This is a genomic window from Butyrivibrio fibrisolvens (assembly GCF_037113525.1).
Taxonomy (GTDB): Bacteria; Bacillota; Clostridia; order Lachnospirales; family Lachnospiraceae; genus Butyrivibrio; species Butyrivibrio fibrisolvens.
Map to the genome: position 1 here is coordinate 75762 of NZ_CP146964.1, position 26047 is coordinate 101808.

Here is a 26047-nt window from a genome sequence, read left to right on the forward strand (position 1 = left end):
GCTGAGGCGTGAGGCTTCACTAACAAGACAAAGAGCGTGTATAGATAAAGAAGTAGGGACTTAGAAAATTAATTCCTTGCTTCTTTTTTAATTGCACAAAATGTATTTGACAAGATACCCCTAAGGGGTATATGATGAAAAACAAGGATACCCCTGAGGGGTATGAAAAGGAGGCTCTCTATGCCGGATAATTCAAATAAACATGAAGAAATGCAGGAATCATGCCCCCACTGCTCAGGCAAGACCAAGCAGAGGGATGTTAAAGAGTATAAAGACCTCATGAACAGGCTTAAAAGGATAGAAGGCCAGGTTAGAGGCGTTGAAGGAATGCTTGAAAATGATGCGTACTGCACAGATATCCTGATGCAGGTTTCAGCGATAACCTGCGCCCTTAACAGCTTTAACAAGGCGCTTCTTGCTAATCATATGAAAACCTGCGTAGTAGATAATATCAAGGAAGGCAATGAAGAAGTGATAGATGAACTTGTCACAACTCTTCAAAAGTTAATGAAATAGCCTTCTGAAAAGAGATTGTGATTAAGTTGGGTACTAAAAACATGAAGTAATAAGTTTGAAAAGTATAAAATTCCCAACACGACTTGGTGTCGCGAGCTCCACCAATGTTGAATTAATAATGACTCGCGATGTGAGGGTAATCATGAAACAATACAATGTAACAGGAATGAGCTGTGCAGCCTGCCAGACCAGAGTTGAAAAGGCAGTAAATGCCGTTGAAGGCGTTGATAGCTGCGCAGTAAGCCTCCTGACCAACTCAATGGGAGTTGAAGGTTCGGCTCGTCCGGAAGATATAATCGCAGCGGTAGAAGCTGCAGGATATGGGGTCAGCATAAAGGGAAGCAGTGATTCAAAGTCTTCCATTTCAAATGCTGATGATTCCCTTGAAGATAAAGAAACCCCTAAGATGAAAAAAAGGCTCATAGCTTCTATAGCCATCTTGATACCTCTTATGTATGTGTCAATGGGCCATATGCTGTGGGACTGGCCACTGCCGCCATTTCTTGATGGCAACCACGTGGCTATGGGCTTATATCAGCTTCTTTTATCAGGGCTTGTAATGGTGATAAACCAGAAGTTTTTTATAAGCGGATTTAAAGGACTTATCCATAGATCACCTAACATGGATACGCTCGTGGCGCTTGGTGCTACTGCATCATATGCATACAGCGTGTGGGCCCTGTTTGCAATGACAGGGACAGTTCTTAACGGCGATACCGATAAGACCATGTATTACATGAACCAGTTCTATTTCGAAGCAGCGGCTATGATCCTTACGCTCATTACAGTTGGCAAGATGCTGGAAGCAAGGTCCAAGGGTAAGACAACCAATGCTCTTAAAGGGCTCATGGACCTGTCCCCCAAGACAGCTGTAGTCATCAGGAACAATACTGAAACTAAAGTTCCTATCGAAGAAGTAAAGGTAGGAGATAGATTCGTAGTAAGACCCGGCGACAGCATACCTGTGGATGGCAGAGTTGTTGAGGGTGAAAGCGCTGTTAATGAGTCAGCACTTACAGGAGAAAGTGTTCCTGTGGAAAAAGGCTTGGGAGATACAGTATCTGCCGCAACCATCAACACTTCAGGCTATATGGTCTGCGAGGCTACAAGGGTTGGCGAAGATACCACCCTTTCAGCCATCATCAAAATGGTAAGCGATGCAGCTGCGACCAAGGCCCCTATTGCCAAGATCGCAGATAAAGTTTCGGGAATCTTTGTTCCTGCGGTTATAAGTATTGCAGTCATTACCTTTATAGCCTGGCTCATTGCGGGCCAGACCGTAGGCTATGCAATAGCAAGAGCCGTATCAGTTCTTGTAATAAGCTGCCCGTGCGCACTTGGCCTTGCAACTCCTGTAGCAATCATGGTTGGTAACGGCGTTGCTGCTAAGACCGGAGTTCTCTTTAAGACAGCTGCTTCACTTGAGCAGGCTGGCAGAACCCAGATAATCGCCCTTGATAAGACGGGAACTATTACTACAGGCCAGATGAAGGTTACAGACATCATTCCTGTAAGCGGCATTGCTGATAAGGAACTCCTTACAGTAGCCTACGCCCTTGAGTCTAAGAGCGAACACCCTATCTCCAAGGCAGTTACCCAATATGCTTTGGAAAAAGAAATTGAGCTTTTCGAAACAACAGATTTTGAAGCCCTTTCAGGTAAAGGTCTTAAGGCAAAGCTTGGCGGCGAAGAAATTTGTGGTGGAAATCTTGCCTATATAAAAAGTATAGTAGATAGTGTGGGCAATACAGACAGAGTAGGAAATACAGATAACACAGGTAATACAGATGGTGCTGGTATGACAGATAGTACTGGTGTTGCAGGTAGTAGTACAAAGGCACCACTAGAAGACGAAATAGCTAAAGCATCACAGAATCTTGCAAGTGAGGGAAAAACTCCTATATTTTTTGCCAAAGGAGAGAACCTACTTGGAATCATCGGGGTATCTGATGTCATAAAAGAAGACTCTCATAAGGCGATAGAAGAACTCAAGAACATGGGAATCCACACCGTGATGCTGACAGGCGATAACGAGATCACAGCCGCCGCCATAGCAAAACAGGCAGGCGTTGATGAAGTTGTAGCTTCCGTCAAGCCAGATGGCAAGGAAGCAGTCATTAGACAGCTCATGAAGCACGGAACGACCACAATGGTCGGCGATGGAATAAATGACGCTCCAGCCCTTACCAGTGCGGATCTAGGAATAGCCATCGGCGCAGGAACAGATGTTGCAATTGATGCCGCAGATGTGGTACTTATGAAGAGCAGCATAAGTGACGTCGCAGCAGCTATAAGGATTTCAAGAAGTACTTTACGGAATATTCATGAGAATCTGTTCTGGGCTTTCTTCTACAATGTACTTGGAATCCCGCTTGCAGCTGGCTGCTACGTGGCGGCTTTTGGATGGGAACTTAATCCTATATTTGGCGCGGCTGCCATGGGATTATCAAGCTTTTGTGTAGTATCTAATGCACTAAGGCTTAATTGGATTAAACCATATGATAGTGCTAGAGATAAAAAGGGTAAGAATTCCATTACAGGAAATCTTATACAAAAGGAAAATAGTAGCGAAAACTCAGATCAAGTGAAAAATGAGATCGCAAATAAAGTAAAAAATGAAACCTCAAAAGTAGAAAATAATGAGATTTCAAAAGAAACAGATGTTATATTAAAAAATAATACTGATGAAAACAGAAAGGAAGAAACAATTATGAAGATTACAGTTAATGGAATGATGTGTGGACATTGCGAGGCACATGTAAAGAAAGCGCTTGAGGCTATAAATGGAATCGATCTTGCAGTAGCTTCTCATAACGATAACCTTGTTGAGATCACAACATCCGGAGACGTTGAAGAGTCAGCTATCAAGGCAGCTGTAGAAGAAGCCGGATATGAGTATGCAGGTATAGTGGGATAAAATAGCATAAAGGCCATTTCCATTAGACTTTGTTCAAAATCGGATATGATTAAAAATTTAATATTTATAAAAAATGAGTCACTATCTAAATTAGTGACATGGGGCTAAGAATGTTTAACAATCAGAAATTGAAAGAAAACAGAACCCGCAAAGCAATTCTTTTAAATATGCTTATAGCGGCGGTTAGCTTATTTGTAAACGGATTTGGTGTTTATCTTACTATACAGGCCAACATCGGGGCAGGTCCCTGGGATGTACTGAGCCTGGGTGTTGCTAAGACTTTTGGAATCTTATATGGTACGGCGTCGGTAATCATCTCATACAGCATCCTTGCTATTGATGTATCAATGAAGGCGCCTATCGGGATAGCAATGTTCATCGATGCCTTTGTGGTTGGTAAGTCGGTAGATCTGTTCAACCACATAAACCTTGTTCCAAAGTGTAATTCAATGGTTACAGGAATAATCGTAATGCTGCTAGGGCTTGTGATCATGTCCTACACACAGTTTACGTACATGAGCGCTGCCCTTGGCTGCGGGCCCAGAGATACACTTTTAGTAGCACTTGCCAAAAGAGCTAAACGTATCCCAATTGGGATCGTAAGTATTACTCTTTTAAGCCTTGCCACCTTTATCGGATGGCTTTTAGGCGGACCTGTAGGAATCGGAACACTTATCTGCGCTTTTGCAACAGGACCGATCATGCAGATGGCTTTTTCTTCAGTAAAGTTTGATGCAACAAGCGTTCATCACCAGCATTTACTAGAATCATGGAAAATATTCATTTAGTATAACGCATTATACTAACGTCATATGAAGAAAAGCCCTACAAGTGTCCCGCTGAAATGAAGAGAAGAGGTTAAAATATATGGCTATAATTGTTAGACGTGCAAAAAGCGAAGATATACCTGCTATCATGGAGCTTCTCAAACAGGTCAATAAGGTTCACTACGATGGACGCCCGGATCTTTTTAAACTTGCAACCAAGTACACAGAAGACGAACTTGAAGCAATCCTTAATGATGACAATACCCCGGTATTTGTTGCTGATAAAGATGGAAGTATACTGGGCCACGGCTTTTGCGTCTTCCAGCGCCCTGCTAATACAAGGCTCTTAACAGATATACTAACTCTATACATTGATGATATATGCGTAGATGAGAATGCAAGAGGAGAAAATGTTGGCAGATCTATCTATGACCACATTTTAGACTTCGCCCGCCAAAACGGCTGTTATAATGTCACACTCAATGTATGGAACTGCAATCCTGGCGCTATGAAATTTTATGAAAAGCTTGGTCTTACGCCATACAAGGTAGGTATGGAGAAGATACTATAAGCATTATAGAAAGGCAAGAGATTTAATGGTAGTTAGAATCACACTTTTGCAGATGCTGATCTTTATAACGATCATGTGGATAATTGTAAGAGCATCTGTAGCAGTTATAAAAAAGCGCTTTTCAATAAAACATGAGCTTAAGATGCTTCTTGTTTATATATGCCTTATCGTGATCGCCAGATTTGTTTACTTTGATCTGCATATCGAAAAAGGCACGACACCAACGCTTATCATGGTTTTAACATGGACAGCAATATACAGGGTATACACAGTTCCATTCTATTTTCTTGTAGACAGGTATGATGGATGGCTTGTGAATATCATCGGCAACATTGCAATGTTCATTCCGGTCGGCATAGTCTGGCCTATCTGTTTTGAAAAGCTTAACACCATGAAAAAAACAGTTCTTGCAGGCTTTGGTTTAACTCTTTTCATAGAACTAAGTCAGATATTCTGCGACGGAAGACACACGGATATTGACGATCTTTTTTTAAATACACTTGGAGTTGTGATCGGAGCAGCAATACTATTTGCAATAAGAAAGTCCAAAGAATAATGGTTTAAAGTATACTGAACCTATTACTATAAACATAATAATTGTAGATTATAAAAGAAATGGAAAACAGATTATTGAACCTGGTACTATGATCCCAGCTGGACCCATGTAGAATGCACACCAATGTTCAGAAACAGCACAAAAAATGCCCCCTGGCATACATACCGGGGGACACTATTTAAACCATTAGTACAGGAAATTTGCTGCCCATACTGACGCCTGTAATGATGCTAGCTGCTCATTAGTTCTTACCTGCTGAATTTTGATTTCTTCAAGAAGTGAACAGACACTCTTCATAGCATTCATCATATTCTGTGAACGCTGGTACTCATCAAAGGCGCGAACAGCCTCCTGAAGATTATTAACCCTGGTGTTCGAGTATGAATCAACAAAGTAAGAAAGTGCACTGCTAGATCTGTATGCAGGCGGACAGTAACAGATATAGTCCTTGATTGCCAGCACTATTTCATTACGCTGCTTCTCATAATTCTTTATTTCATTCTCAAGCATCGGTATTTCATGGTTCAGATATCTTAACTTCGTTTCCCTTGAAGATTTACGATATTTGTTCTTTAACGGTACTATGGTTAAAAAGAATATGGCAGGCAAAATTAGCAACTTAGCAACCGAGTCCACTGCTTCCTGATTAGATGAGTTGGTTACTATAATGGCATAAATAAGACCTCCACCAAACGCTACTACAAAATTTGCAATGAAGAACCTAACAATGTATTCTGAAAAACTCGGTTTTTCACCCTCATATTCTTTTTCCGCTTCTATTAAATATTGGCGATTTTCTATTGCAAGCGTTAACTGCTCAATCTTTTTAACCGGAGAAATCAATTTATTGTAGAGCGTAAACAGGCAATCGTTGAGGCTCAGGTTATCAACTGATTCTACTCTGTTTGCAAAATCCGTTTCATTTATTCCGGCTTGCGCCATTGATGCCCCCGATACTTCTCTCAATCTAAAGCCGCTTTTATGTCCGGTTTTAGTCTCAACCGCTGCATTCTGAACTGCCACCTCCTCTTTCTTCTTAATCTTGTTCCCGCACGCTGAGCAAAATCCTGCATTATCTGATACTATTGCTCCGCATTTTTCGCAAAAAGCCATTGTAATCCTCCCTCAATTAAAACTAATCATTTTAGTAACTCAAACTACTATGTATTTAGTAGTTGATTTATAAAAATAAATGAAAATCATTTATTTTTGGCTATAGATAATAAATCTCCTTCCAGCATCCCCCTCGACTTGCCAGATCTTATCTAAATATCATTAAGCTCAACTTTCAAAAAATGGAAAATTATGCCTTATTGAAACTGCATTTGATGACAAAAACATTATATATACATGTATATATAATGGCAAGTATCAATAACTGTGTGATACTTCTGTGATATTTGTTTTTGTATGCTTATCTACGTAAACAACAAGCAAACATATTCCTGATCAAAATCAGGAAGTCAAATATCAGATCAAAGGAGAAAATGAGTTTGAATAAATTCAAACTCTAAGACGTGGCATCGCGAGCTCTGCCACGTCCAACCATTAGTCACTCGTTTCACTCGCGACATGAGGTTAATAATTATGAAAAAGAATTTAGGTGTTGCAATTGCAGGAATAGCTATGCTGGCTCTTGTTGGATGCATAGGAGTACAGCATGGAGAGATCATAGAAAACGCAGACGTAGAGGTAGAAACCTCTCAGGTTGTTACAATTGCTAATCCTTGGAGTGATTGCACAGAAGAGGAAGCATATGTAGATGCTCCTAACGGATTCACAGCTCCTGAAGGCGCAACTAATGTAAGATGGAGCATGTTGAAAGATGATCCAAGCGAATACGCATTAGGACCGATGGTTCAGATGACTTTCGACCTTGATGGATCTTCTTTTACAGCAAGAGAACAGGCTACAACAGGAGAAGAGGTTACAGATATATCCGGAATGCATTATGACTGGATCTATTCATCAGATGTAACCCTTGCAAACTGGGCTGGTGGCCAGATGCCTGCAAAGACATTCTTATATCTTGGAGAAGATGAACAGGCTGAGCTTTGCACATGGTTTGATATCGAAACAGGTTATTCATATTCAATAGGCGTTGCAGCCAAAGACCTTGACGGATTCGATATTCAGGCAATCGCAGAGCAGATCTACGATCCCGCAAAGCAGATTGGTGCAAACATGCCTGATGATGAAGTTATAGATGCAGCTACTATCAATGCGACTGAGAATTCAATTGGCGCCATGAAGATGTATAGCGAGGAGTCAGCTCCTGAAATTGATATCACAGGATGCGATACTTTCACCCAGATCGTTGATCAGAAGCTTTCAAAGGGCATGGGATATGCAAATGTAACATTAAACGGAGAAGATGTCCTTCTCGTATGCAGCATGGCATATGACAACCTTGACGGCAATATGGCTGCAATCGATGCAACAATATTCATGTACAAGGATGGAGTTCCCTGCGAAGTTGGTAAGGTTTGCAGTGGCGGCACAGCATATCCTCTTACAGTAGTAGACGGAAAGCTCATCACAGGCAGCAATCACTGGATCTGTAAATATGTACTTTCAGGCGATAAGCTCATGATCATGGAAAAAGCTTCTGTTGTATATGATGAATATGGCGATGGAACATACTTCTATGAGTCAGAAGATGGCGGAGATTATTCAGCCATGAGTAGTGCCGATTCAGAAGAGGTTTTTGATCAACTTATTGATGAAATGTTTGCAGGTGAAGTTGTAAATTTTTCAGTTGTTGAGTGATTTTTAGAGCCTGCAATTCCCCAAAATATAGATTTGAGGAAGCAATCAGAGTTGGTTGCTTCCTCTTTTAAAATTAATCTTAAAAAGAGCTTAAGTCCTATAATGAAGGACTGAGGCTCTTTTTTCACAGATCATAAATTCTCTTCACCCCATTTTTTGAGCTCCAACAAAATAGGGATGAGGCTTTTGGCTTTAGGCGTAAGGTTATATTCAACCCTTACCGGCATTTCATCATACTGCTTTCTCTCAACAAGGCCATCTGCTTCAAGCTCTTTAAGAGAATTAGCAAGCATGGTATTGGTTATGCCATCAACAGCGCGGTTAAGCTGCCCGTAGCGCACAACCTCGTTATAATCGATGACACACAAAATCATGATCTTCCACTTGCCGCCAATAATATCTAATACTTTTTTTAGACTACAGCCCTTTCCTGCGATCTCTTCGCAGAGGGGCTCTTTCTTCGCTATTTTACTCATAGTATCTTTTTCCTTACCAGGTTAATATAAACTGAATACTTGATATATATTTTATACCACCTATAATATGTATATCGGCTAAAAAAATCAAGTATATAAGTTTCAGGCAGAAAGATAGGAGAATTTATAAGACATGAAAAAAGCAGTAAATGACACTCAAAGGTGCGCTGCCTGCGGAGCATGCGCATTACAGTGCCCACGTCAGGCCATAAACATTTATAGAGGCTGCTATGCTGTAGTTGACGATTCTATATGCGTAGGTTGCGGAATCTGTGAAAAGGCGTGTCCTGCAGGATCTATCAAAGTATTAGAAACAGGAGGCACAAGATAATGACAAAACCTAAGAATAAAAAACATTGGTATGAATACCTTTGGATATGGTCAATATTATATTTTGCTCTGGGATTTTTTAACATCCTCTTTGCATGGCTGGGGCTAATAGACTTTGTCCTGCCTTTGATATTTGCAATCGTAGGTGGGAACAAGTGGTTTTGTAATCACCTGTGCGGAAGAGGCCAGCTCCTCTGGGTTCTTGGAAGAAATCTAAAATGCTCAAGGCAAAAACAGGCTCCGTCCTGGATCTCATCAAAGTGGTTCAGATATGGCTTTTTAGCCTTTTTCATGACAATGTTTGGAACAATGATATTCCAGACATATATGGTATTTTCCGGAGTGGATTCACTCAAAAAAGTTGTAAAGCTCTTTTGGACTTTCAAAGTCCCGTGGAAATGGGCATATAATGGAAGTATATTCCCGGATTGGGTTGCACAGTTTGGCTTTGGCTTCTACAGCCTCATGCTTACATCAACTCTTATCGGGCTGATACTAATGGTTATCTATAAAGAACGCACCTGGTGTTCATTCTGCCCCATGGGTACGATGACACAAGGCATATGTAAGATCAAGGCAAAAGAAAGGTAAGGAGAAGATATGACATTAACAGAAAGAGCCGAAAAGGCAGTAGAATTAAAGAGTTCCGGCAAATACAACTGCGCTCAGGCTGTAACCGCAGCCCTCGCTGATCAGACCCCCTTGTCTGAAGACCAGCTTAAGCAGGTCTCAGCCGGCTTTTGCGCCGGAATGGGCAACCTCGAAGCAACCTGCGGAGCATTAATTGGCGCCGGCATGATAGCAGGCCTTAAAACCGAAGGCAAAGGAACCCTCGCTATAACCAAACAGATGCAGGAAGAATTCGGAAAAAGATGTAAAGCAATCAGATGCAAAGACCTAAAGACAGTCACTGACGGAAAACCATTATGCCCCTGTGAAGAATGCGTAAGAAACGCTGTTCAGATATATGGTGAAGTAATGGGACTGTAAGCATAGTGAAGCCTCACACGAGTGTGCGCCGCCAATTTCATCAAATAGGATATTTTGTGTCCAAAACATATAATTAAATGTGAGATTTGGACACAAAATAATTGACACAAGGTATATGTAAGATCAAGGCTGAAGACCATCTTAAGCAGGTCTCAGCCGGCTTTTGCGCCGGAATCGGCTAAGCCTAAGTCATTTACGATGCTTCAGTTACTATTTCTTTTTCATGAACCTTCTGGATTTCATCGTCTGCAGAGAGCATCGGCTTCACATCTTTGCCCAGAAGCTTTCTTTCTACATAGTTCCTTGTAATCTTCATAACCGTTCCGGAGAGAGCGATAACACCGATAAGGTTAGGAATAGCCATCATACCGTTGAAGGTATCAGACAGATCCCAAGCAAGTGTAAGATCCATAGTTGCACCGATCACGATAAAGACTACGAAGATAACCTGATAGAACTTTACTCTCTTTCTTCCGAAAAGATATTCAAAACCCTTGCTTCCATACTGGCTCCATCCAAGAACAGTTGAGAAGGCAAAGAACAGAATAGCTACAGCAATAAAGGCTGAACCAAGCTTACCAAATACTGTTGAGAAAGCCTGGGCAACAAGTGCAGTTGAAACCTGATCAGAGATAACAGCGCCTGTTTCAAGATCTACAAGACCACTTGAAAGAATTGAAAAAGCTGTGATAGTGCAGACGATCATTGTATCAGCAAATACTTCGAAGATTCCCCACATTCCCTGAATAACAGGCTCTCTTACGTTAGAACTTGAGTGAACCATAACTGATGAACCAAGACCAGCTTCGTTAGAGAATACACCTCTTTTCATACCCCACTGAACAGCCATGGCTACGCCGCTGCCTACAATTCCGCCGCCTACTGCGCGCATACCAAAAGCACCTTTAAAGATAGATGCAAATATATTTCCAACCTGACCGATATTTACGAAGCAGACAACAAGAGCACCGATAACATAGATTATTGCCATAAAAGGAACAAGTCTTTCTGTAACAGCCGCGATTCTCTTAAGACCGCCAACGATTACAAGACCTGCAAGTAACATAAGTACAAGACCTGTTGCAAGAGGAGGCACGCTGAATGCAGACTCCATATTTACAGCAATTGAGTTGATCTGACCCATATTTCCGATACCGAAAGAAGCGAGTACACAGAATACACTGAAAAGAACCGCAAGGATACTTCCAACCTGCTGGAAGCCTGCTTTGCCGCCAAGACCATCTCTAAGATAGTACATGGCGCCGCCGCACCACTCATTTTTCTCATTTCTTCTTCTATAATAAATTCCAAGTACATTTTCAGAGAAGTTAGTCATCATCCCAAAGAATGCAACTACCCACATCCAGAAGATAGCACCCGGGCCGCCTGCTGCGATCGCTGCAGCAACACCTGCGATATTACCTGTTCCTATTGTAGCTGCGAGAGCTGTACAAAGGCTCTGGAACTGAGAAATCTGTGTATCCTCTTTCTCAGTATGAGCTGTGATGTGCTTATCCATAAAGATTCCACCAACAGTGTTTCTGATCCAGTGCTTAAAGTGTGAAATCTGGAAAAATTTCGTGAGACATGTCATGAGGATGCCACATCCTACCAGTAGAATAAGCATTGGGAGTCCCCAAACAAAACCATTAACAGCATTGTTTACATTTTCAACATGTGATAAAAAACCAGCCATAGTACCTCCTAACCTTACCGTAATATAAAAAAGGTGTTCCATCTTATCAATGGAACACCTTCGTTCTCGAACATCTTATCATGTTTAACACTTTAACGCAATACATAATTAACGTAAAAAATCAACAAAAAACCAAATACTTCTATCTATCAGTTATTACTATCTGAACAAAAAAAGAGATTGAAATACAACTATTATTTTGTAAACCGAAATCGATTATAACATAAACCAGATGGCCATAGTATATTAAAAGTATATTTATATTCCTATAAAGGTACAAATAAAGCGTTATATATGTTATCTTAAATACGTACGAATGATATCGGCAAAAAATATATATTGTGCACCGGGGTAATCGTTAGGATTTAATGCAGGAATTCTCGCTGGTTTTATTACCGAAGAGTTTATCAGATGATTGATGTTGAGATCTTTCTTAATAGGGAGAGCATTATGTCAGATCTAAAGGGTTTTCATTACGATGCATTCATAAGTTACAGGCACAGTGATATTGACAGCTTTGTTGCGCAAAATCTTCACAAAAAGCTTGAGAACTTCAAGCTTCCAAAATCTGTTTTACCCAAAGTTCAAAACGGCAAGAAAAAGATCGAACGAATCTTTAGAGACGTTGACGAACTTCCGCTTTCTGAGGACCTTTCTGATCCTATAAGTAAGGCCCTTCAAAATTCCGACTATCTTATTACTATATGTACCCCCAGATATCCTCAGTCCAGATGGTGTATGAAGGAAATCGAGGTCTTTTTACAGACCCATCCAAGAGATCATATCCTGGTGGTACTGGCTGAAGATGAGCCTGATAACTCTTTTCCCGAGATACTGTGCTATGAAGATGTAAAAATAACAGATGAAAACGGGCAGATACATGTAACAAGGCGGGAGATAGAACCCCTTGCTGCTGATACAAGGGGCAGTAACAAAAAAGAAATGCTTAAGGCTATGGATATCGCGGTCATAAAGCTATGCGCAGCTATGTTCGGTCTTAACTACGACGACCTCAAGCAGCGCCATAGAGAGCAGAAAATCCGCAGACTAACCGCCATATTTGGAAGTATCGGCGTAGCAGTCCTTGCATTCGCTATCTTTGCAACAGTAATGCTCATCAAGATCAGCAAACAAAACGTAATAATCACAGATCAGTACAACGAACTTCAGGACAGCTTCGCCCAGGCCATGGCCGGAGTTTCCGATAACCTTCTTACAGACGGAAGGCGCAAAGATGCTGCTTATGCTGTCAGAAATGTTATACCTGACGATGGCGAAGGTAAATACAACGTAAACGCTGTCAAAGCGCTGTATAACGCAATGGAAGTCTATAAGTTATCACCGATCTATTCTCCTTCCTGCACATATGACGCGGATTCATGGCTCTATTATTTTGGCATCTCCTGTGATCAGAAATATGTCTTTGTAAATTCAGGAAGTAAAGTATACATCTGCGATCATGACAGTGGCGAAGTACTGGATATAATTGAAAACGATGAGGGGGATACCTTATCATCAGCCTTTTGCGGAAATGATGGCGTGATCATCACTGATGGAGAGGATGCTTTCTACTATTCTATTGGTAATAAAGAAAAAACAGACATCGAGCTACCAGAGTATTCCATTTTATACCCTGCTGATGATGGCAGTATGGTTGTCGCAAACAGTCTGGACGCACTCTGCGGCATTGGAAGCACTGGAGATGTAATTTTTGAAACAGACCTTGCTTCCTATTTTGGAGATGCGTATACAAGTCTTACAGGCATTTCTTTTGAGAAAGATTACGTTGTCTGCACATTCTGGAGCGGTGAAGAGATGGAAGTCCTTTTCATTAACCCTTCAAATGGCGAGATAGAAGATAGCTACACTAAAAGTAGTGATTCTGAGCCTTGCGCTAAACTTTCAGACGACACCCTGTATACCGTCACATCAAACCACGACGAAGACACCGGCGAATGGGACGCCGACATAGTTGCAACCAATATTTCCAAAGATAAAAAAATCTGGAAGCTCACACTTGAAGACTTAGAACTTACCGGAGGCAGGTTCTTTAGTAGCGATGATTATCTTTTCTTCCAGAGCGTTAGCGAAGTAATGGTCATAGACCTTGAAGAAGGAAACCTACTAAAAAGATACCCATACAGCCAGATGATCCTCGAATCCTGGCTCGAAGATGACCCTGACTATGGACCCCTTCTGTACTACGTACTAACAGATGGCTCCGTATTCTGCTGTAACGAAAATTTTCAATCTGAACAAACAGACACCTTCTATACCAAAGCTCCCAAGGAGAAAATAACACAGGCAACCTATTCAGGCTCAAACCTGTATTTCGTACTTGGTTATGAAAGTTATGCCGTACGCTACTCCAAAGAAAAAACCCCGAGTGCTACCGCCTTTGACGAAGACCTCGACTGGGACCAGGCCGTAGACCTCCTCCCCGAAGACGTCTTCGATGATGACAAATATGATATAAACTTCACACAGGTAGACCACGTATATTACTCAGACGATAAAAACTATATTTTCGCTATATTCTCCGACCACACCGCCAAGATATATGACGCTTCCACCTGCGAGTGCGTGAACTCCTTCGAAACCACCCTCGAAATGGCAGACATTTTCCGATACAGCGACCTCACCGGAAGCTACATAATAAGCGGCAGTGATGGCGGAGACAATAAGTCATTTATTCTTGACGCTAACATGCAGATAATCTGCGAGACTGACTTTATCATCAGCGAAGAGGGCAATGATTTTATAATGATGAGCGACGACATTGAATACTATAAAGTTCCGTATATTGATATTAACGCTCTTATTAAAATGTCAGATGAATATCTTAAGGACTATAAACCACCAGTCTCTATAAGAGATAAATATGGTATAAGCTAAAACTTTGAATATTCCTGAGGATGGTAGCCTATAAATGATTTTGGTGTCTTTGAAAATTATATTAAATTCAAGAGCTTGATAGATGGAATAATAAATTCTGTTTAGGATCCGCATGTTTGAGCGAAGCGAGTTCACGACATAGAAGTTCATCCATGAACTTCTGAACATGTCTTAACTACGTCCTGTAGTTTCGGATCCTAGAATTTATTATTTCAGCTATCATGCCTTGAATTTTATATAATTTTCACGACACCAAAATCATTTATAGGCTACCATCCCCAGGAATAGGCACAACCTAACTCTAACCAAGGGGGACGCATATGAGCAACTTTCTGATCATTATGATTTCGTCGGCTGTATTTCTTGCCTTGATCATCTGGCTTACCGTCGACACCGAGCATGTTAAAAAGTGGACCGGCATAGCCTTCCTCATCGCCATCGCCGGCGGAATCTTCATCTACGGCACCATCGATGCCGACCAGTTCAGCTCCATGCCCGTGATCGCCGTACTTAGAACCGTCGTCCACGTCGGCAAGATGTTCGGTAATGCAGGTGACGGCGCCCATGACAGCTTCGTAGGCATCGTAGGTGACAACACACTTACATCAGCCTTTTACTGGATGGTACACTTCTTCGCTTACTATTCAGTTGTAAGTGCCGTAATCCTTGTCATAGGCAGAGATATCGTCAGAGGCTTTAGAACCTGGCTCCTTAGGATCCATGATATCGAGCTTATATACGGCATTGACGATGATACCATAAGCCTTGGCGAAGCTCTTGCAGGCAAAAGACGCGTATCCCTCGTTTTCGTCGGCAAAGGAACCATTTCCGACAGCATCTTAAACCGCACAGGCGCTCTTGTATTTGCCGACAGCGATGCCATGAATCCCAATGCCAAATTAATAAAAAGAATATCTTTGGTAAAGGGCAAAGGCAAAATAAGAGTAAGCGTCCTTTCAGATGATGACGAAGCCAACTATGCCTATGCCATGAAGATGCTAAAGTGCTTCAAAGAAGCTGACATACTCCCTTCCCAGACTGAGCTCGTTATGTTCGGAAGAGCAGTCCTTATAGGAAGCGAGTTCCAGGCTCTTGGAGATCACTACGGTTATGGAAGCGTTAAGGTATATGAAAGAAGCGAACTTGCAGCAAGACTCCTTCTGTGGAAGTATCCCCTTGCTGACACCATAACATTTGATGATAAGGGTAAAGCAACCAAAGATGTGGATGTCCTTATAGCAGGCTTTGGCGCCATAGGACAGGAAGTCCTTCGAAAAGTCGTAGCCCAGGGCCAGTTCTATGGAAGCAGCTTCCATGTACATATATTTGATCCAAACTTTGAAAAAAGAAACGGCTTCTTTAATGCCCGCTATCCCGGACTTTTAGATAATTACGACATTAAGTTTGAAGCCTATGATGCAAGAAGCGAAAAATTCGCAGATTATGTCAAAGATAAGGCAGGGAGCCTTAACCTTATCGTAGTAGCAGTTGGAGATGAATATGTTGGACAAGAGATCTCCAATGGCATCCTTGATGTGCTTGAACTTAGCGGCTCAAGCCTTCCCGTATACCAGTGCTACGCCGAAAAGATAGTTCGTAACCTGCACAGGGAAGAATGTGTGATCACAAACGTCTTTGACTCCGAAATACTTTACGGAACAAGTCTTGATGCCCTGTCAAAAGAAATAAATCACTTCTATTACGGAGAAGGCTCATCTGAGGAACAGTGGCAGGGATGTGACTACTTTAGCCGTATGAGTTGCAATGCAAGTGCTGACTACTTAAAAGGACTAATAGGACGCGTCGGAGCACTGGGGCAGGATGATGAGCGTATGGAGAACCTTGCACAGTCTGAACACTTAAGATGGATGGCATTCCACTATTCTATGGGTTATCAGACCATGACCAGGGATGAGTGTCTTAAGAGAGCGGAGCTATACAAGAGGGATAATAAGGTAAGAATCCTCAAAGATACCGTTTCAAAACGCCATGCCTGCCTTATACCATGGGATGAACTCGACGATCTTTCAGCCTTTGAAAACTCATATACAGGCAAAAACGTTGATTATAAGCAGATGGACAGAGAAAATATCAAGGCAGTTGCAGGAATCATAAATGCTACAGTAAAACCTTAAGTCTGTTTTTCAAAAATCAGGTAAAGATAAGATCGTCAAGGAAAATAAATGGATAGCCGATAATATAACTATGATATAATGTGATTATAGGGGCAAATATCAATTCTGCCCCTTTGTCATATTGCTTCAAAATTACTATTTAAGATCACGCCACAATAACCTAATGAGGGGATGTGCATGAAGAAATACAGCTACAGTAAAGAAGAATTCAATCTGATCGAGAACAATCCCTATCCACTTGCCATTTTTCAGTACGTGGACAAGCGATTGGTTACTATAGCTCTTTCCAAAGGCTTTCTTGAACTGTTTAAACATGATGACAGGCAGGAAGCCTATGACATGATGAACAATAACATGTATGCTCATGCACATCCCGATGACATGGCACGCATAGCAGATGCTGCTTATCAATTTGCTACATATGATGTACTTTTTAGAAATAATATAAAGGGTGAGTACAGGATCATAAGGGCAGTAGGTAAGCATATATATAAGCCTACAGGAGACAGACTTGCGATCGTAGCTTATTTTGACGAGGGACCTTATGTGGAAACTCCGGAAGGAGAAGGCGGAGCGGCTGCTTATTCTTTGAGCAGATCTGTTAACGAGGATTCCAAAAACTATAATAAGAGCTATGACTACCTGACAGGTCTTCCACAGATGACATACTTCTTTGAGCTTGCAACAGCAGGAAGATATAGCATTATTAATGATGGAGATAAGCCTGTAATGCTTTATTTCGATCTTAGCGGTATGAAGATGTTCAACCAGAAGTATGGATTTACGGAAGGGGATAAGCTTCTTAGGAAGGTTGCAGATGTACTTATAAAACACTTTTCTGCTAATAACTGCAGCAGATTTACCGGAGATCAGTTTGCGGCTTATACAGGACAGAAAAATCTCGACGAGCAGCTAAACACCATTCTGGATGAAATAGAGAATGTTAATAGTGGTAATTCTCTCCCTGTTCGTATTGGTGTTTATAAGGCAAGAGATTTATTTGTTGATGCCAGTGTTGCCTGTGACAGGGCAAAGGTTGCTTGTGATTCTACAAAAGGATCATATGTATCAGCTATAAATTACTATGATGAAAAGATGCTCCAGAAAGAAGAGATAAGGCAATATGTTCTTTCTAATCTTGACAGGGCGCTTAGTGAAGGTTGGATAAAGGTCTTTTATCAGGCCATTGTCAGATCCTCCAATGACAGAGTATGTGATGAAGAGGCCCTTGCAAGGTGGCAGGACCCTGAAAGGGGCATGATCTTCCCCGGAGATTTTATTTCTGTCTTAGAAGAATCCGGAATAATCTATAAACTTGACTTATATGTGGTCGAACAGGTTATTAAAAAGATCAAACAGCAAAGGGATGAAGGCTTATATGTTGTCCCTCAGTCTATAAATCTGTCAAGAACGGATTTCTACTCATGTGATATTGTTGAAGAGATCAGAAAACGGATGGATGATGTAGGACTTGACCATTCTCTTCTGACTATAGAGATAACAGAAAGTGTTATCGGAAGAGATTTTGTCTTCATGAAAACACAGATAACCAGATTTAAGGATCTTGGTTTTAAGATATGGATGGACGATTATGGCAGTGGTTACTCTTCTCCGGAACTTCTGCAGAAGATCCATTTTGATACCATAAAATTTGACATGCAGTATATGCGTGATTTTATTAATGGTCCTGCAAACAGGATCATACTTACTGAGCTTATCAAGATGGCTGTTGCTCTTGGTATTGAAACAGTAGTTGAAGGTGTTGAGACCGCCGAGCAGGTAGAATTCCTTAAGGAAGTAGGATGTTCAAAGCTTCAGGGCTATTATTATACAAGACCGGTTCCTATCGAGGAAATACTGGATAGAAGCAAAAGGGGCAAACTCATAGGCTTTGAGAATCCGAATGAGGCAGAGTACTATTCTGTTATCGGTAAGGTTAATCTTTATGATCTTGCAATAACCCATGAAGAAAAGAGCGATGAGCTAATAAATAGCTATTTTAATGCCCTTCCAATGGCTATTATGGAGATGGATGATGAGTATCTTTGGGTTTCAAGATCAAATCCATCCTATAAGTCATTTTTTAAACTCAATATTAGAGATAATGCGAATCTGGTTAATGAGCGCAAAAATATTGAAAAACTATTTGAAGAAGACAGGACAATCCTGCCCAGAATCCTGCGGCAGTGCGCAAAAGACGGACAGAGAGTCATTTTCGATGAAAAGGGTCCGGAAGGGGCACTCATGCATGTTTTTGTTAGACGCGTAGCAGTAAACCCTGTTACAGGAGTTGTAGCCTTTGCTGTGGTAATCCTCGGTGTTGAAAATTCCAGTGAAAAGAATAATCTGAATTACAATATCATAGCCCAGGCACTTACATCTGATTATATCAGCCTGTACCATGTGGATCTTGAAACAGAAAACTTTAAAGAATATGGATCTGGGAATGCATATGACGAGCTAAACGTAGAAAGACATGGTACGGATTTCTTTAATCTGTGTCATAAAGAGATACTGATGCAAATATACGATGAGGATAAGGAGAGCTTCTTTAAGAGCTTTACCATGGAAAATGTAATAGCCACAATGGATCAGACAGGCTCATATACATATTCCTTCAGGCTCTATATTAAAGATGAGCCGATATTCGTTCATCTGAAAGCGGTTCGTATTAAAGGTGATGATAACAATATTATTATTAGTATAAGTAACATTGATGAGCAGAAGAAGCAGCAGCAATCATTTGAAAGGATCAAGGAAGAGCGTACTACTTATTCAAGAATAGCTGCTCTTTCAGGTAGTTATATTGTTATCTATACTGTTGATCCATATACAGGTAATTATACAAATTATGTAGTAAGTAAAAATATTGTCAGACCTAAAATGGCCGGAACCGGTGACCATTTCTTGGAGAAATTCAGAGCTGCCTGTGAAGAACTGGTTTATCCTGAGGACCTTGAGCGGGTTTTAGAAGAACTTCAAATGGACAATATCAAGTCACAGATTGATGACTTTGGTATTTTTAAGATGACTTTTAGAGATATCCATTTAGGTGATCCAAGATATGTTGAGCTTCGAGTAGCCCTTGTTGATGAGAGGGATGGGAAAAAAATCCTCTTTGGTATAAGGGATGTTCATGATCAGGTCAAAAGAGAACAGGAGGCTGCTTCCAAGCTTACTGCAGCAAGAAATGAAGCTAACCTTGATGCTCTTACCGGAGTTAAGAATAAGCACGCCTATATAGACGTTGAAACTCAGCTCAATGAACAGATCACGTTAAATAATGCTCCAGCCTTTGCAGTTGTAGTTCTTGATATCAACGGACTTAAGACAATAAATGATTCACTGGGTCATAAGGCGGGTGATGATCATATCAAAAAAGGCTGTCAGATCATCTGTAAGATTTTCCGTCATAGTCCTGTATTCAGGATTGGCGGTGATGAATTTGTCGTAATTACAAGAGATGGAGATTATAATTATATAGATAAGCTCATGTCGCTTCTTGAAGAAAACAATACTAAAAATATAGAAAGTGGCGACGTAGTAATAGCAGGAGGCGTAGCCAAATATAATGGTGAAAGGTACGTCGCTGACGTATTCGAAAGAGCTGACGCCAGCATGTACGAGAACAAGAGGCGTCTTAAAGAACTAAAGATAAAAGAATCAAATTGAGAGAATCTCTTAATAAAGTGATATAGTCGTCATTAGGTGTCAAAAGGAACTTTTGACACCTACCTCATTAAGATATAACAATAACATAAAATAGGGGGAGAACTTAGTGGCATCGGTACAAAAAGAGATGGATTTCAGAAAGTTATATGAAGCAATAGTTGGTTTTGAAGAAAGCGAAGAGTCGCAGGACTATTATTATGAGGTAATGGATTCTCTTACAGGGAGAAAGAATAAGAACGGAAGTGACGAAACTGTAAGGGACAGAATCCTGAAAGCATACGGAGTGCTCTTTTGCGAAGATACCGGTCTTATAGATGGACAAAAGGCAGGGACTGGAGACGTTGCTGATACTGCTGACAGACTCTATATAGGAGATGCCGGTTATGATCCTGAACACTGGTACAGGATGAAATATCATTTTCCTGTAATTGATGATGACAATTACGATAGATTTGCAGCGCTTGTGATCTCAGACATGCATTCAGGACCATTGCATGAAGCTGCACTAAACGATGGACAGACACTGGTTGTAGGAGAAGCAGATCCCCTCCATATGACTTCTTTGCAGAGGCAGAACCAGCAGCTTAAAAGTGTATCTATTCTTACAGGAGGTGCAAAGTGAGAATAATCGCAGTTGATGACGACAGCACTTCCTTAAAGAAGATCGAAGGCTTTATTACAAAGACAGTTCCTGATGCAGACTTCTTTGGTTTTGACAGCTCTCTTGCAGCTCTTGCCAAAGCCAGAGAAGAAGAGATAGATGTGGCTTTTCTTGATGTTAAGATGCCCGAGCTTAATGGAATTGACCTTGGCAAGTATCTGACAGAGCTTAACCCCTATATCAATCTTATATATCTGACGCAGCATACGGATTATGCTTATGAAGCAATGAAGCTTCATGCCAGTGGCTATCTCAAGAAGCCATCGTCTTCCAAAGAGATTCAAAAAGAACTTGAATCCCTGCGCTATCCCGAGATAAGAAAAAAATATAAGAGGGTATTTGCGCAGACCTTTGGTAATTTCGAACTCTTTGTAGACGGAGAACCTGTAGAATTCAAGTATAAGCGCACTAAAGAGATAGTGGCGCTTCTTGTAAATAATAAAGGTGCCCAGACCACAAATGGAGAGATCATCGCCTCTTTGTGGGAGGATGATGGTGATCCGGAAAAAAAGCTGTCGTATCTGTGTAACCTTCGCCAGGATCTTCAGAATACCTTTTCAAAGCTAAAGCTTGACGGCATTATCCTAAAGCAGCGTGGTAGCATGGCTATCGCCAAAGACAAGATTGAGTGTGACCTCTACGACTGGCTTGAAAACAAGAATGATTCCAAGTACAGATATACAGGAGATTACATGAACCAGTACAGCTGGTGCGAGTTCTTCCATGCAGAACTTGATGAGATAAGTTATGAGCTTGAGGAAGTCTGATGATGCTTTGGATATAGTTCTTACCAGATATAGAATAAGCGATTTTGTATTTTGTTTTTTAACATATCGGATATATGTGTGCTAGTTTTGTGATATTCGTGATATTATTATATATATGAACTTAATAACGTTGCGGAGGTCGAATATGGATTATACCAAATCGGAACATGTAACGATCAGAGATGTAAAAAATGATATCGAAAGAGCGTATAACGTCCTTAATGACTATTCTTTTGATATTGGGATTAAAGATAAGGAATCTTTGAAATTCAGGCTTTTGACCGAAGAGGTCTTAAGGCTTGTAAAGCAAATATTAAACAACCGCCATGTTGAATTATGGTTTGAAGGGAACAATAGAGTATCTCGTATCATCATCGAGTGCGAAGGGACCCTTGAAGGTATCCAGAAGGACGAGCTTGGCTCTATAGCTACGTCCGGAACCGTTACTGAAGATAAGGGCTTTTTCAAAAAGCTTACAGATATGTTCATGATTAAGTTCCCCGAAGAAGAGAGCTGGTCTTTGAAGGAATATCAAAGACAGCTTAAGGCCAAAAAAGCTGAAGATAAGTATGACGTGGAAGCCTGGGATGATCTTGAGAGGTCTCTTGTTGCAAACCTTGCCGATGATATCGAGATTACTACCGGTAAAGACGTAATAAGAATGGTAGTGACCAAGGACTTTACAAAGACCTTGTCCTTTATTTCTGCTCATACCCTTGAAGCAACTTCAAGTCAGATAATCATAGGAACAGGAAAAGACCTTTCCAGAGAGCTCGACAGAGCAGATGATATCATTGATGAACTCTCTCTTGAAGGAAAGAACGCTATTCATGCAAAGCTTGTTTTTGAAGAGACCCTCGGAATGTTAGCGCAGATGATAGAAAACTATAAGGCTGTTGTATGGCTTGAAAAGTACAAGAATAGCTTCTGCTTAAAGCTTGTGGCCAAAACTGAGATGGATTATGACAAGAAGACGGATCTTCTGTCTCTTTCTTCTGACCATAAAAACAGCAGTATAAGAGGCTTCATGGACAAGATCGGAGATGTAATACAAAACGGTCTTCTAAACTATGAAAATGTTGCAAATTTAAGCAGAGAGTATGGCGGAATAATAGATTGCGGCTCATTAGGTATGTATAGCGGCATGGAAGGAATTTCCGAATATGGAATGATGTGGTCGTTAAACGATTACAGAGACAGCCTTGAATATGCAAAGAGTAGTGATGATGCATCCAAAGACGCCTGGGATGAGCTTGAAAAATCAATCGTAGCCAATATCGCAAGCGATGTGATCGTGGGCGTAAAGGGCGACAAGGTTGAGATGACGATCATCTGTAAAATGTAAAGATTGATTAGTTTTAGCTCATAAGATATAAGAAATGATGAATCAATCATAGATCATACGATATATAAGAATTGGTCAATAGATCATATGAGATAATAATTATGGATCATGATTCAAAGAAAACTGAACTCAGGAATCAGCAGAGGATTGCGCTACTGCTTATCCTCTGGCGGCTTCCTGAGTTTTTCACTTCATTTATAGCAGCAAGTGCCAGTGGATCAGTAGTAGTCTGGCTTGAGTTTATCGAAAATGCAAGTATTCTTATTCCTGGTATAATTCTCCTTGTCTTATCAGGGAAGCTGTCAAGAAATCTCAAATATGTATTTAATTACGGAACCGGGAAGGTTGAAGCTATCACAGCTTTGTGCTGCGAAATATTCGATATTACCGGTCTTTTCTGCGTTTCTTTTTTTGCAATAAAAGGGTTGTTTGCGCCTGAAGAAGATGAAAAGTATCTTGGATTGGCACTTGCAGTAAGTATAGCAGGTCTATTTATAGATCTTATAATCTTAAGACAGCAAAAAAAGATACTGTCCGGAAGCCATAGCAAGATGTTCCATACAGCTCTTGTCAGCGCTCAAAAAGAGTTCTTCTTTGATGCTGCATCAATAATAACGCTTGTTATATCACTTGTTTTTGAAGGAACACTCTGGATCAGATATTTTTCACCGGTCGTATGTCTTATCATCGTAGTACCTTTTTTCACTATAGTTATGAAACATTTGAGGGAGTCAGTATCTGAGCTTGTAGACAGGACGCTGGATGAAGAAAGCCAGCTTAAGATAATCAAAGTATTAAATGAATTCTATGACAGCTATGAAGAGTTTGGCGAAGTCAGAAGCAGGATCAACGGTGAGGAGAAGTATATTGATATTGAGCTTACATTTAAAGCTGATATGAAATACCAGGACGTGAAAACGGCAGCTGCGAAGATAGAAGAGCGAATCAGGGAAGAGCTGGGAGATTGTCATATTAATGTTGTTATTTGAGAATGCATAATATTATTATTTGAGTTTGGGCAGCAAAACTAAAACGTCGAACGTAATATAATTGATATATTCTGACTGGATAATTGCTAATTAATGAGAAGAATCGGTTAACTTATGATATGATTGCCCAATGTAGTATTAATAACTACATCAAATGATGTTTTTGTTGTATAATAGAATTCTGATTGTCGCTTAGGGAGTTTTTTCAGCGATTATCAGTAGACTTACTTATAAATTTTTTACTAAGCGGAGGAGTAATGATGAGTTTTCATGTATTTGCAGATGGAACTGCAAACCTGCCAAAACAGCTTCTGGAGGGAATCACTCTTTTACCATGCAGTTATCTTGTAAATGATAATCAGGTTACTTATACAGGAGATATAGAAGATTTTAACGGACACGAGTATTATGAAGGTCTTAAAAACGGAGACAAGATCAAGACAAGTCTTTTAAATACAGCTCTGTTTCTGGATTATTTCACACCATTAGCCCAAAAAGGCGAAGATATCATCTATGTGGCTATGAGCTCAGGAATCAGCGGAACCTATAATGCTGCGATCAATGCTGCAAATGAGCTTATGGAAGAATATCCCGACAGCTTCATTCATATCGTAGATTCACACGGTTGCGGCTTTGGTAATGGAATTCTTGCTCTTAAGGCTGCAAAACTTAGTAAGGACGGCGTTTCCTGTAAGGAAGCAGCTAAGATCCTTGACGAAGCTGTTCCACATGCCTGTCAGTACTTTACTGTAGATGATCTTAATTTTCTTAAAAATACAGGCCGTGTAAGCGGTGTAACTGCTCAGATCGGTACAATTCTTAATATCAAGCCTATCCTCTTTGGTGACAGTACAGGACATATTATCTCCTGCAGCAAAGTCAGAGGCCGCAATAATGCTATTAAGGCTATAGTTAATAAATATGCTGAAAAGAGAATGGATACAGAAGATCAGACGGTTTGCATATCTCATGGAGACTGCCTTGAGGATGCTAATAAGCTTGCTCAGATGGTCAAGGATATTAATCCAAAGGCTAACATAACAATATCCCAGCATGAGCCTTTCTCCGGAGCGCACGTTGGCCCGGGAATGCTTGGACTTTTCTTCTGGGGTACTGAGAGATAAATTCAGCAGAATATAAAGATATTCTATACTGATGTTTTTGTGATTCTCCAGCATAGAGATTATGTGGTCTTTGTTGAGGAAATCAGTAACTTGTTCGCGATCCTGCCTATGAACGATACGAGGAATATTAGTATTACAACTCTTAAAGAAATCGTCTCCCGTATTACTGAATTTGACTAAAAACATGCATTGAAATGGAAGTCTTCAAGTAAAAAGAGAACTGATTACCTTATTCATAGGTATCGGTTCTCTTTTTACTTTTGAATATCATCTTATTTTAATGACATTGCCGGTTTGGCCGTGTCCCGACTTTAAAAAGTGCTTATTTGAAGAGCTTTCTTCCAAGCCAAATGCAGATGCATGCTCCTACTACGGAAACAACAAGGCTTCCGATGAGGTTAGTTGGTGCAAATCCAATAAGTCTGAATACGAATCCACCAACAGCACCACCGGCGATACCAAGAATGATATTCTTAATTGTGCCGGATTTCTCATTCATTAACTTGCTGGCAATGAATCCTTCTATTGCACCAAGAATAAGGCCGAAAATAATTCCCATTTCATAGTCCTCCATAAATATTTTTGGTATCTATGATTATAGCACATAAAACTTAAAGGTTGTGGTATTCCTGAGGATGACAGTTTATAAATGATTTTCTTGTCATGAAAAATATATAAAATTCAAGGCATGATATCTGTATATTTATATTCTAGGGTCCGAAACTCGCTGCGCTCAAACATGCGGACCCTTAACAGAATATAAATATCCATCTATCAAGCTCTTGAATTTAATATATTTTTCAAAGACAAGATAATCATTTATAAACTGTCATCCTCAGGAATATTCAAGGTTTATGCGATATTTATGGGT

The 26047-nt window shown here is 40.5% G+C and carries 21 protein-coding genes; 17 read left to right on the forward strand and 4 right to left on the reverse strand.

The features are described from left to right. Positions 1–180: 180 nt before the first annotated feature. The 5 genes from WAA20_RS20195 (at position 181) to WAA20_RS20215 (ending at position 5327) form a co-directional block, all read left to right on the forward strand. Positions 181–516 carry a metal-sensing transcriptional repressor gene (locus WAA20_RS20195; RefSeq protein WP_073389471.1) on the forward strand — a complete coding sequence of 112 codons (336 nt, stop codon included), beginning with the start codon at positions 181–183 and terminating at the stop codon, positions 514–516. A gap of 142 nt (positions 517–658) precedes the next feature. Continuing rightward, positions 659–3433, forward strand: coding sequence for a heavy metal translocating P-type ATPase (locus WAA20_RS20200; protein WP_073389473.1), 2775 nt, complete (start codon positions 659–661; stop codon positions 3431–3433). A gap of 110 nt (positions 3434–3543) precedes the next feature. After that, a complete protein-coding gene (locus tag WAA20_RS20205) occupies positions 3544–4221 on the forward strand; it encodes a hypothetical protein (protein ID WP_242951221.1) in 678 nt (225 codons plus the stop codon). 79 nt (positions 4222–4300) lie between these two features. After that, a complete protein-coding gene (locus WAA20_RS20210) occupies positions 4301–4771 on the forward strand; it encodes a GNAT family N-acetyltransferase (protein ID WP_073389474.1) in 471 nt (156 codons plus the stop codon). Between the two features lie 25 nt (positions 4772–4796). After that, the gene (locus tag WAA20_RS20215) at positions 4797–5327 is read left to right on the forward strand and encodes a VanZ family protein (protein ID WP_073389475.1); all 531 of its coding nucleotides are present in this window, start codon (positions 4797–4799) and stop codon (positions 5325–5327) included. 186 nt (positions 5328–5513) lie between these two features. On the opposite strand, the gene WAA20_RS20220 is transcribed toward WAA20_RS20215, so the two are convergent. Further along, positions 5514–6440: a zinc ribbon domain-containing protein gene (locus WAA20_RS20220; protein WP_073389477.1), complete on the reverse strand. Its 927-nt coding sequence runs from the start codon at positions 6438–6440 to the stop codon at positions 5514–5516. A 474-nt stretch (positions 6441–6914) separates the two neighbouring features. Here WAA20_RS20220 and WAA20_RS20225 point away from each other — a divergent pair, with 474 nt between their 5' ends. Beyond that, the gene (locus WAA20_RS20225) at positions 6915–8096 is read left to right on the forward strand and encodes a hypothetical protein (RefSeq protein ID WP_073389478.1); all 1182 of its coding nucleotides are present in this window, start codon (positions 6915–6917) and stop codon (positions 8094–8096) included. Positions 8097–8227: 131 nt separating this feature from the next. Here the strand turns inward: WAA20_RS20225 and WAA20_RS20230 are convergent, their stop codons facing one another. Further along, positions 8228–8572 (reverse strand): helix-turn-helix domain-containing protein, encoded by a 345-nt coding sequence (locus WAA20_RS20230; RefSeq protein ID WP_073389480.1) that lies wholly within the window; start codon positions 8570–8572, stop codon positions 8228–8230. A gap of 133 nt (positions 8573–8705) precedes the next feature. Between WAA20_RS20230 and WAA20_RS20235 the strand changes: the two genes are divergently transcribed. From WAA20_RS20235 to WAA20_RS20245, 3 genes are read left to right on the forward strand one after another with little or no spacing between them, the layout of a single operon-like run. Further along, positions 8706–8903, forward strand: a complete 198-nt coding sequence (locus tag WAA20_RS20235; RefSeq protein ID WP_073389481.1) for a 4Fe-4S binding protein — start codon at positions 8706–8708, stop codon at positions 8901–8903. Further along, entirely contained in the window at positions 8903–9493 is a 591-nt protein-coding gene (locus tag WAA20_RS20240; protein ID WP_073389483.1) for a 4Fe-4S binding protein, read from the forward strand. Before WAA20_RS20235 ends, WAA20_RS20240 begins: the two co-directional genes overlap by 1 nt. 9 nt (positions 9494–9502) lie before the next feature. After that, entirely contained in the window at positions 9503–9892 is a 390-nt protein-coding gene (locus WAA20_RS20245) for a C-GCAxxG-C-C family protein (RefSeq protein WP_073389484.1), read from the forward strand. 193 nt (positions 9893–10085) lie between these two features. Here the strand turns inward: WAA20_RS20245 and WAA20_RS20250 are convergent, their stop codons facing one another. Then, positions 10086–11588 carry a sodium:alanine symporter family protein gene (locus WAA20_RS20250; protein WP_073389486.1) on the reverse strand — a complete coding sequence of 501 codons (1503 nt, stop codon included), beginning with the start codon at positions 11586–11588 and terminating at the stop codon, positions 10086–10088. Between the two features lie 450 nt (positions 11589–12038). Here WAA20_RS20250 and WAA20_RS20255 point away from each other — a divergent pair, with 450 nt between their 5' ends. The 8 genes from WAA20_RS20255 to WAA20_RS20290 all read left to right on the forward strand — a co-directional run bounded on the left by WAA20_RS20255 (position 12039) and on the right by WAA20_RS20290 (position 25176). Next, complete coding sequence (locus tag WAA20_RS20255; protein ID WP_167562754.1) at positions 12039–14483, forward strand: toll/interleukin-1 receptor domain-containing protein; 2445 nt, start codon at positions 12039–12041, stop codon at positions 14481–14483. A 320-nt stretch (positions 14484–14803) separates the two neighbouring features. After that, positions 14804–16618 (forward strand): hypothetical protein, encoded by a 1815-nt coding sequence (locus WAA20_RS20260; RefSeq protein ID WP_073389489.1) that lies wholly within the window; start codon positions 14804–14806, stop codon positions 16616–16618. 177 nt (positions 16619–16795) lie between these two features. Beyond that, positions 16796–20290 (forward strand): EAL domain-containing protein, encoded by a 3495-nt coding sequence (locus WAA20_RS20265; RefSeq protein WP_073389490.1) that lies wholly within the window; start codon positions 16796–16798, stop codon positions 20288–20290. 106 nt (positions 20291–20396) lie between these two features. After that, a complete protein-coding gene (locus WAA20_RS20270) occupies positions 20397–20912 on the forward strand; it encodes a hypothetical protein (protein ID WP_073389492.1) in 516 nt (171 codons plus the stop codon). Next, positions 20909–21718: a response regulator gene (locus WAA20_RS20275; protein WP_073389493.1), complete on the forward strand. Its 810-nt coding sequence runs from the start codon at positions 20909–20911 to the stop codon at positions 21716–21718. Before WAA20_RS20270 ends, WAA20_RS20275 begins: the two co-directional genes overlap by 4 nt. A gap of 145 nt (positions 21719–21863) precedes the next feature. Continuing rightward, positions 21864–23063: a hypothetical protein gene (locus tag WAA20_RS20280; RefSeq protein ID WP_073389494.1), complete on the forward strand. Its 1200-nt coding sequence runs from the start codon at positions 21864–21866 to the stop codon at positions 23061–23063. 101 nt (positions 23064–23164) lie between these two features. Continuing rightward, positions 23165–24052 carry a cation transporter gene (locus tag WAA20_RS20285; protein ID WP_073389496.1) on the forward strand — a complete coding sequence of 296 codons (888 nt, stop codon included), beginning with the start codon at positions 23165–23167 and terminating at the stop codon, positions 24050–24052. Positions 24053–24312: 260 nt separating this feature from the next. After that, positions 24313–25176 (forward strand): DegV family protein, encoded by an 864-nt coding sequence (locus WAA20_RS20290; protein ID WP_338802865.1) that lies wholly within the window; start codon positions 24313–24315, stop codon positions 25174–25176. Positions 25177–25498: 322 nt separating this feature from the next. Here WAA20_RS20290 and WAA20_RS20295 read toward each other — a convergent pair whose 3' ends face one another. Continuing rightward, the gene (locus WAA20_RS20295; RefSeq protein ID WP_073389499.1) at positions 25499–25735 is read right to left on the reverse strand and encodes a GlsB/YeaQ/YmgE family stress response membrane protein; all 237 of its coding nucleotides are present in this window, start codon (positions 25733–25735) and stop codon (positions 25499–25501) included. Positions 25736–26047 lie beyond the last annotated feature (312 nt).

What these genes read in the sequence shown, in the direction of transcription:
- WAA20_RS20220 (WP_073389477.1), bottom strand. Translation starts at nt 6,440, where the DNA reads ATGGCTTTTTGCGAAAAATGCGGAGCAATAGTATCAGATAATGCAGGA.
- WAA20_RS20230 (WP_073389480.1), bottom strand. Translation starts at nt 8,572, where the DNA reads ATGAGTAAAATAGCGAAGAAAGAGCCCCTCTGCGAAGAGATCGCAGGA.
- WAA20_RS20280 (WP_073389494.1), top strand. Translation starts at nt 21,864, where the DNA reads ATGGATTATACCAAATCGGAACATGTAACGATCAGAGATGTAAAAAAT.
- WAA20_RS20240 (WP_073389483.1), top strand. Translation starts at nt 8,903, where the DNA reads ATGACAAAACCTAAGAATAAAAAACATTGGTATGAATACCTTTGGATA.
- WAA20_RS20195 (WP_073389471.1), top strand. Translation starts at nt 181, where the DNA reads ATGCCGGATAATTCAAATAAACATGAAGAAATGCAGGAATCATGCCCC.
- WAA20_RS20295 (WP_073389499.1), bottom strand. Translation starts at nt 25,735, where the DNA reads ATGGGAATTATTTTCGGCCTTATTCTTGGTGCAATAGAAGGATTCATT.
- WAA20_RS20205 (WP_242951221.1), top strand. Translation starts at nt 3,544, where the DNA reads ATGTTTAACAATCAGAAATTGAAAGAAAACAGAACCCGCAAAGCAATT.
- WAA20_RS20210 (WP_073389474.1), top strand. Translation starts at nt 4,301, where the DNA reads ATGGCTATAATTGTTAGACGTGCAAAAAGCGAAGATATACCTGCTATC.
- WAA20_RS20225 (WP_073389478.1), top strand. Translation starts at nt 6,915, where the DNA reads ATGAAAAAGAATTTAGGTGTTGCAATTGCAGGAATAGCTATGCTGGCT.
- WAA20_RS20245 (WP_073389484.1), top strand. Translation starts at nt 9,503, where the DNA reads ATGACATTAACAGAAAGAGCCGAAAAGGCAGTAGAATTAAAGAGTTCC.
- WAA20_RS20290 (WP_338802865.1), top strand. Translation starts at nt 24,313, where the DNA reads ATGAGTTTTCATGTATTTGCAGATGGAACTGCAAACCTGCCAAAACAG.
- WAA20_RS20285 (WP_073389496.1), top strand. Translation starts at nt 23,165, where the DNA reads ATGGATCATGATTCAAAGAAAACTGAACTCAGGAATCAGCAGAGGATT.
- WAA20_RS20260 (WP_073389489.1), top strand. Translation starts at nt 14,804, where the DNA reads ATGAGCAACTTTCTGATCATTATGATTTCGTCGGCTGTATTTCTTGCC.
- WAA20_RS20265 (WP_073389490.1), top strand. Translation starts at nt 16,796, where the DNA reads ATGAAGAAATACAGCTACAGTAAAGAAGAATTCAATCTGATCGAGAAC.
- WAA20_RS20250 (WP_073389486.1), bottom strand. Translation starts at nt 11,588, where the DNA reads ATGGCTGGTTTTTTATCACATGTTGAAAATGTAAACAATGCTGTTAAT.
- WAA20_RS20200 (WP_073389473.1), top strand. Translation starts at nt 659, where the DNA reads ATGAAACAATACAATGTAACAGGAATGAGCTGTGCAGCCTGCCAGACC.
- WAA20_RS20215 (WP_073389475.1), top strand. Translation starts at nt 4,797, where the DNA reads ATGGTAGTTAGAATCACACTTTTGCAGATGCTGATCTTTATAACGATC.
- WAA20_RS20235 (WP_073389481.1), top strand. Translation starts at nt 8,706, where the DNA reads ATGAAAAAAGCAGTAAATGACACTCAAAGGTGCGCTGCCTGCGGAGCA.
- WAA20_RS20255 (WP_167562754.1), top strand. Translation starts at nt 12,039, where the DNA reads ATGTCAGATCTAAAGGGTTTTCATTACGATGCATTCATAAGTTACAGG.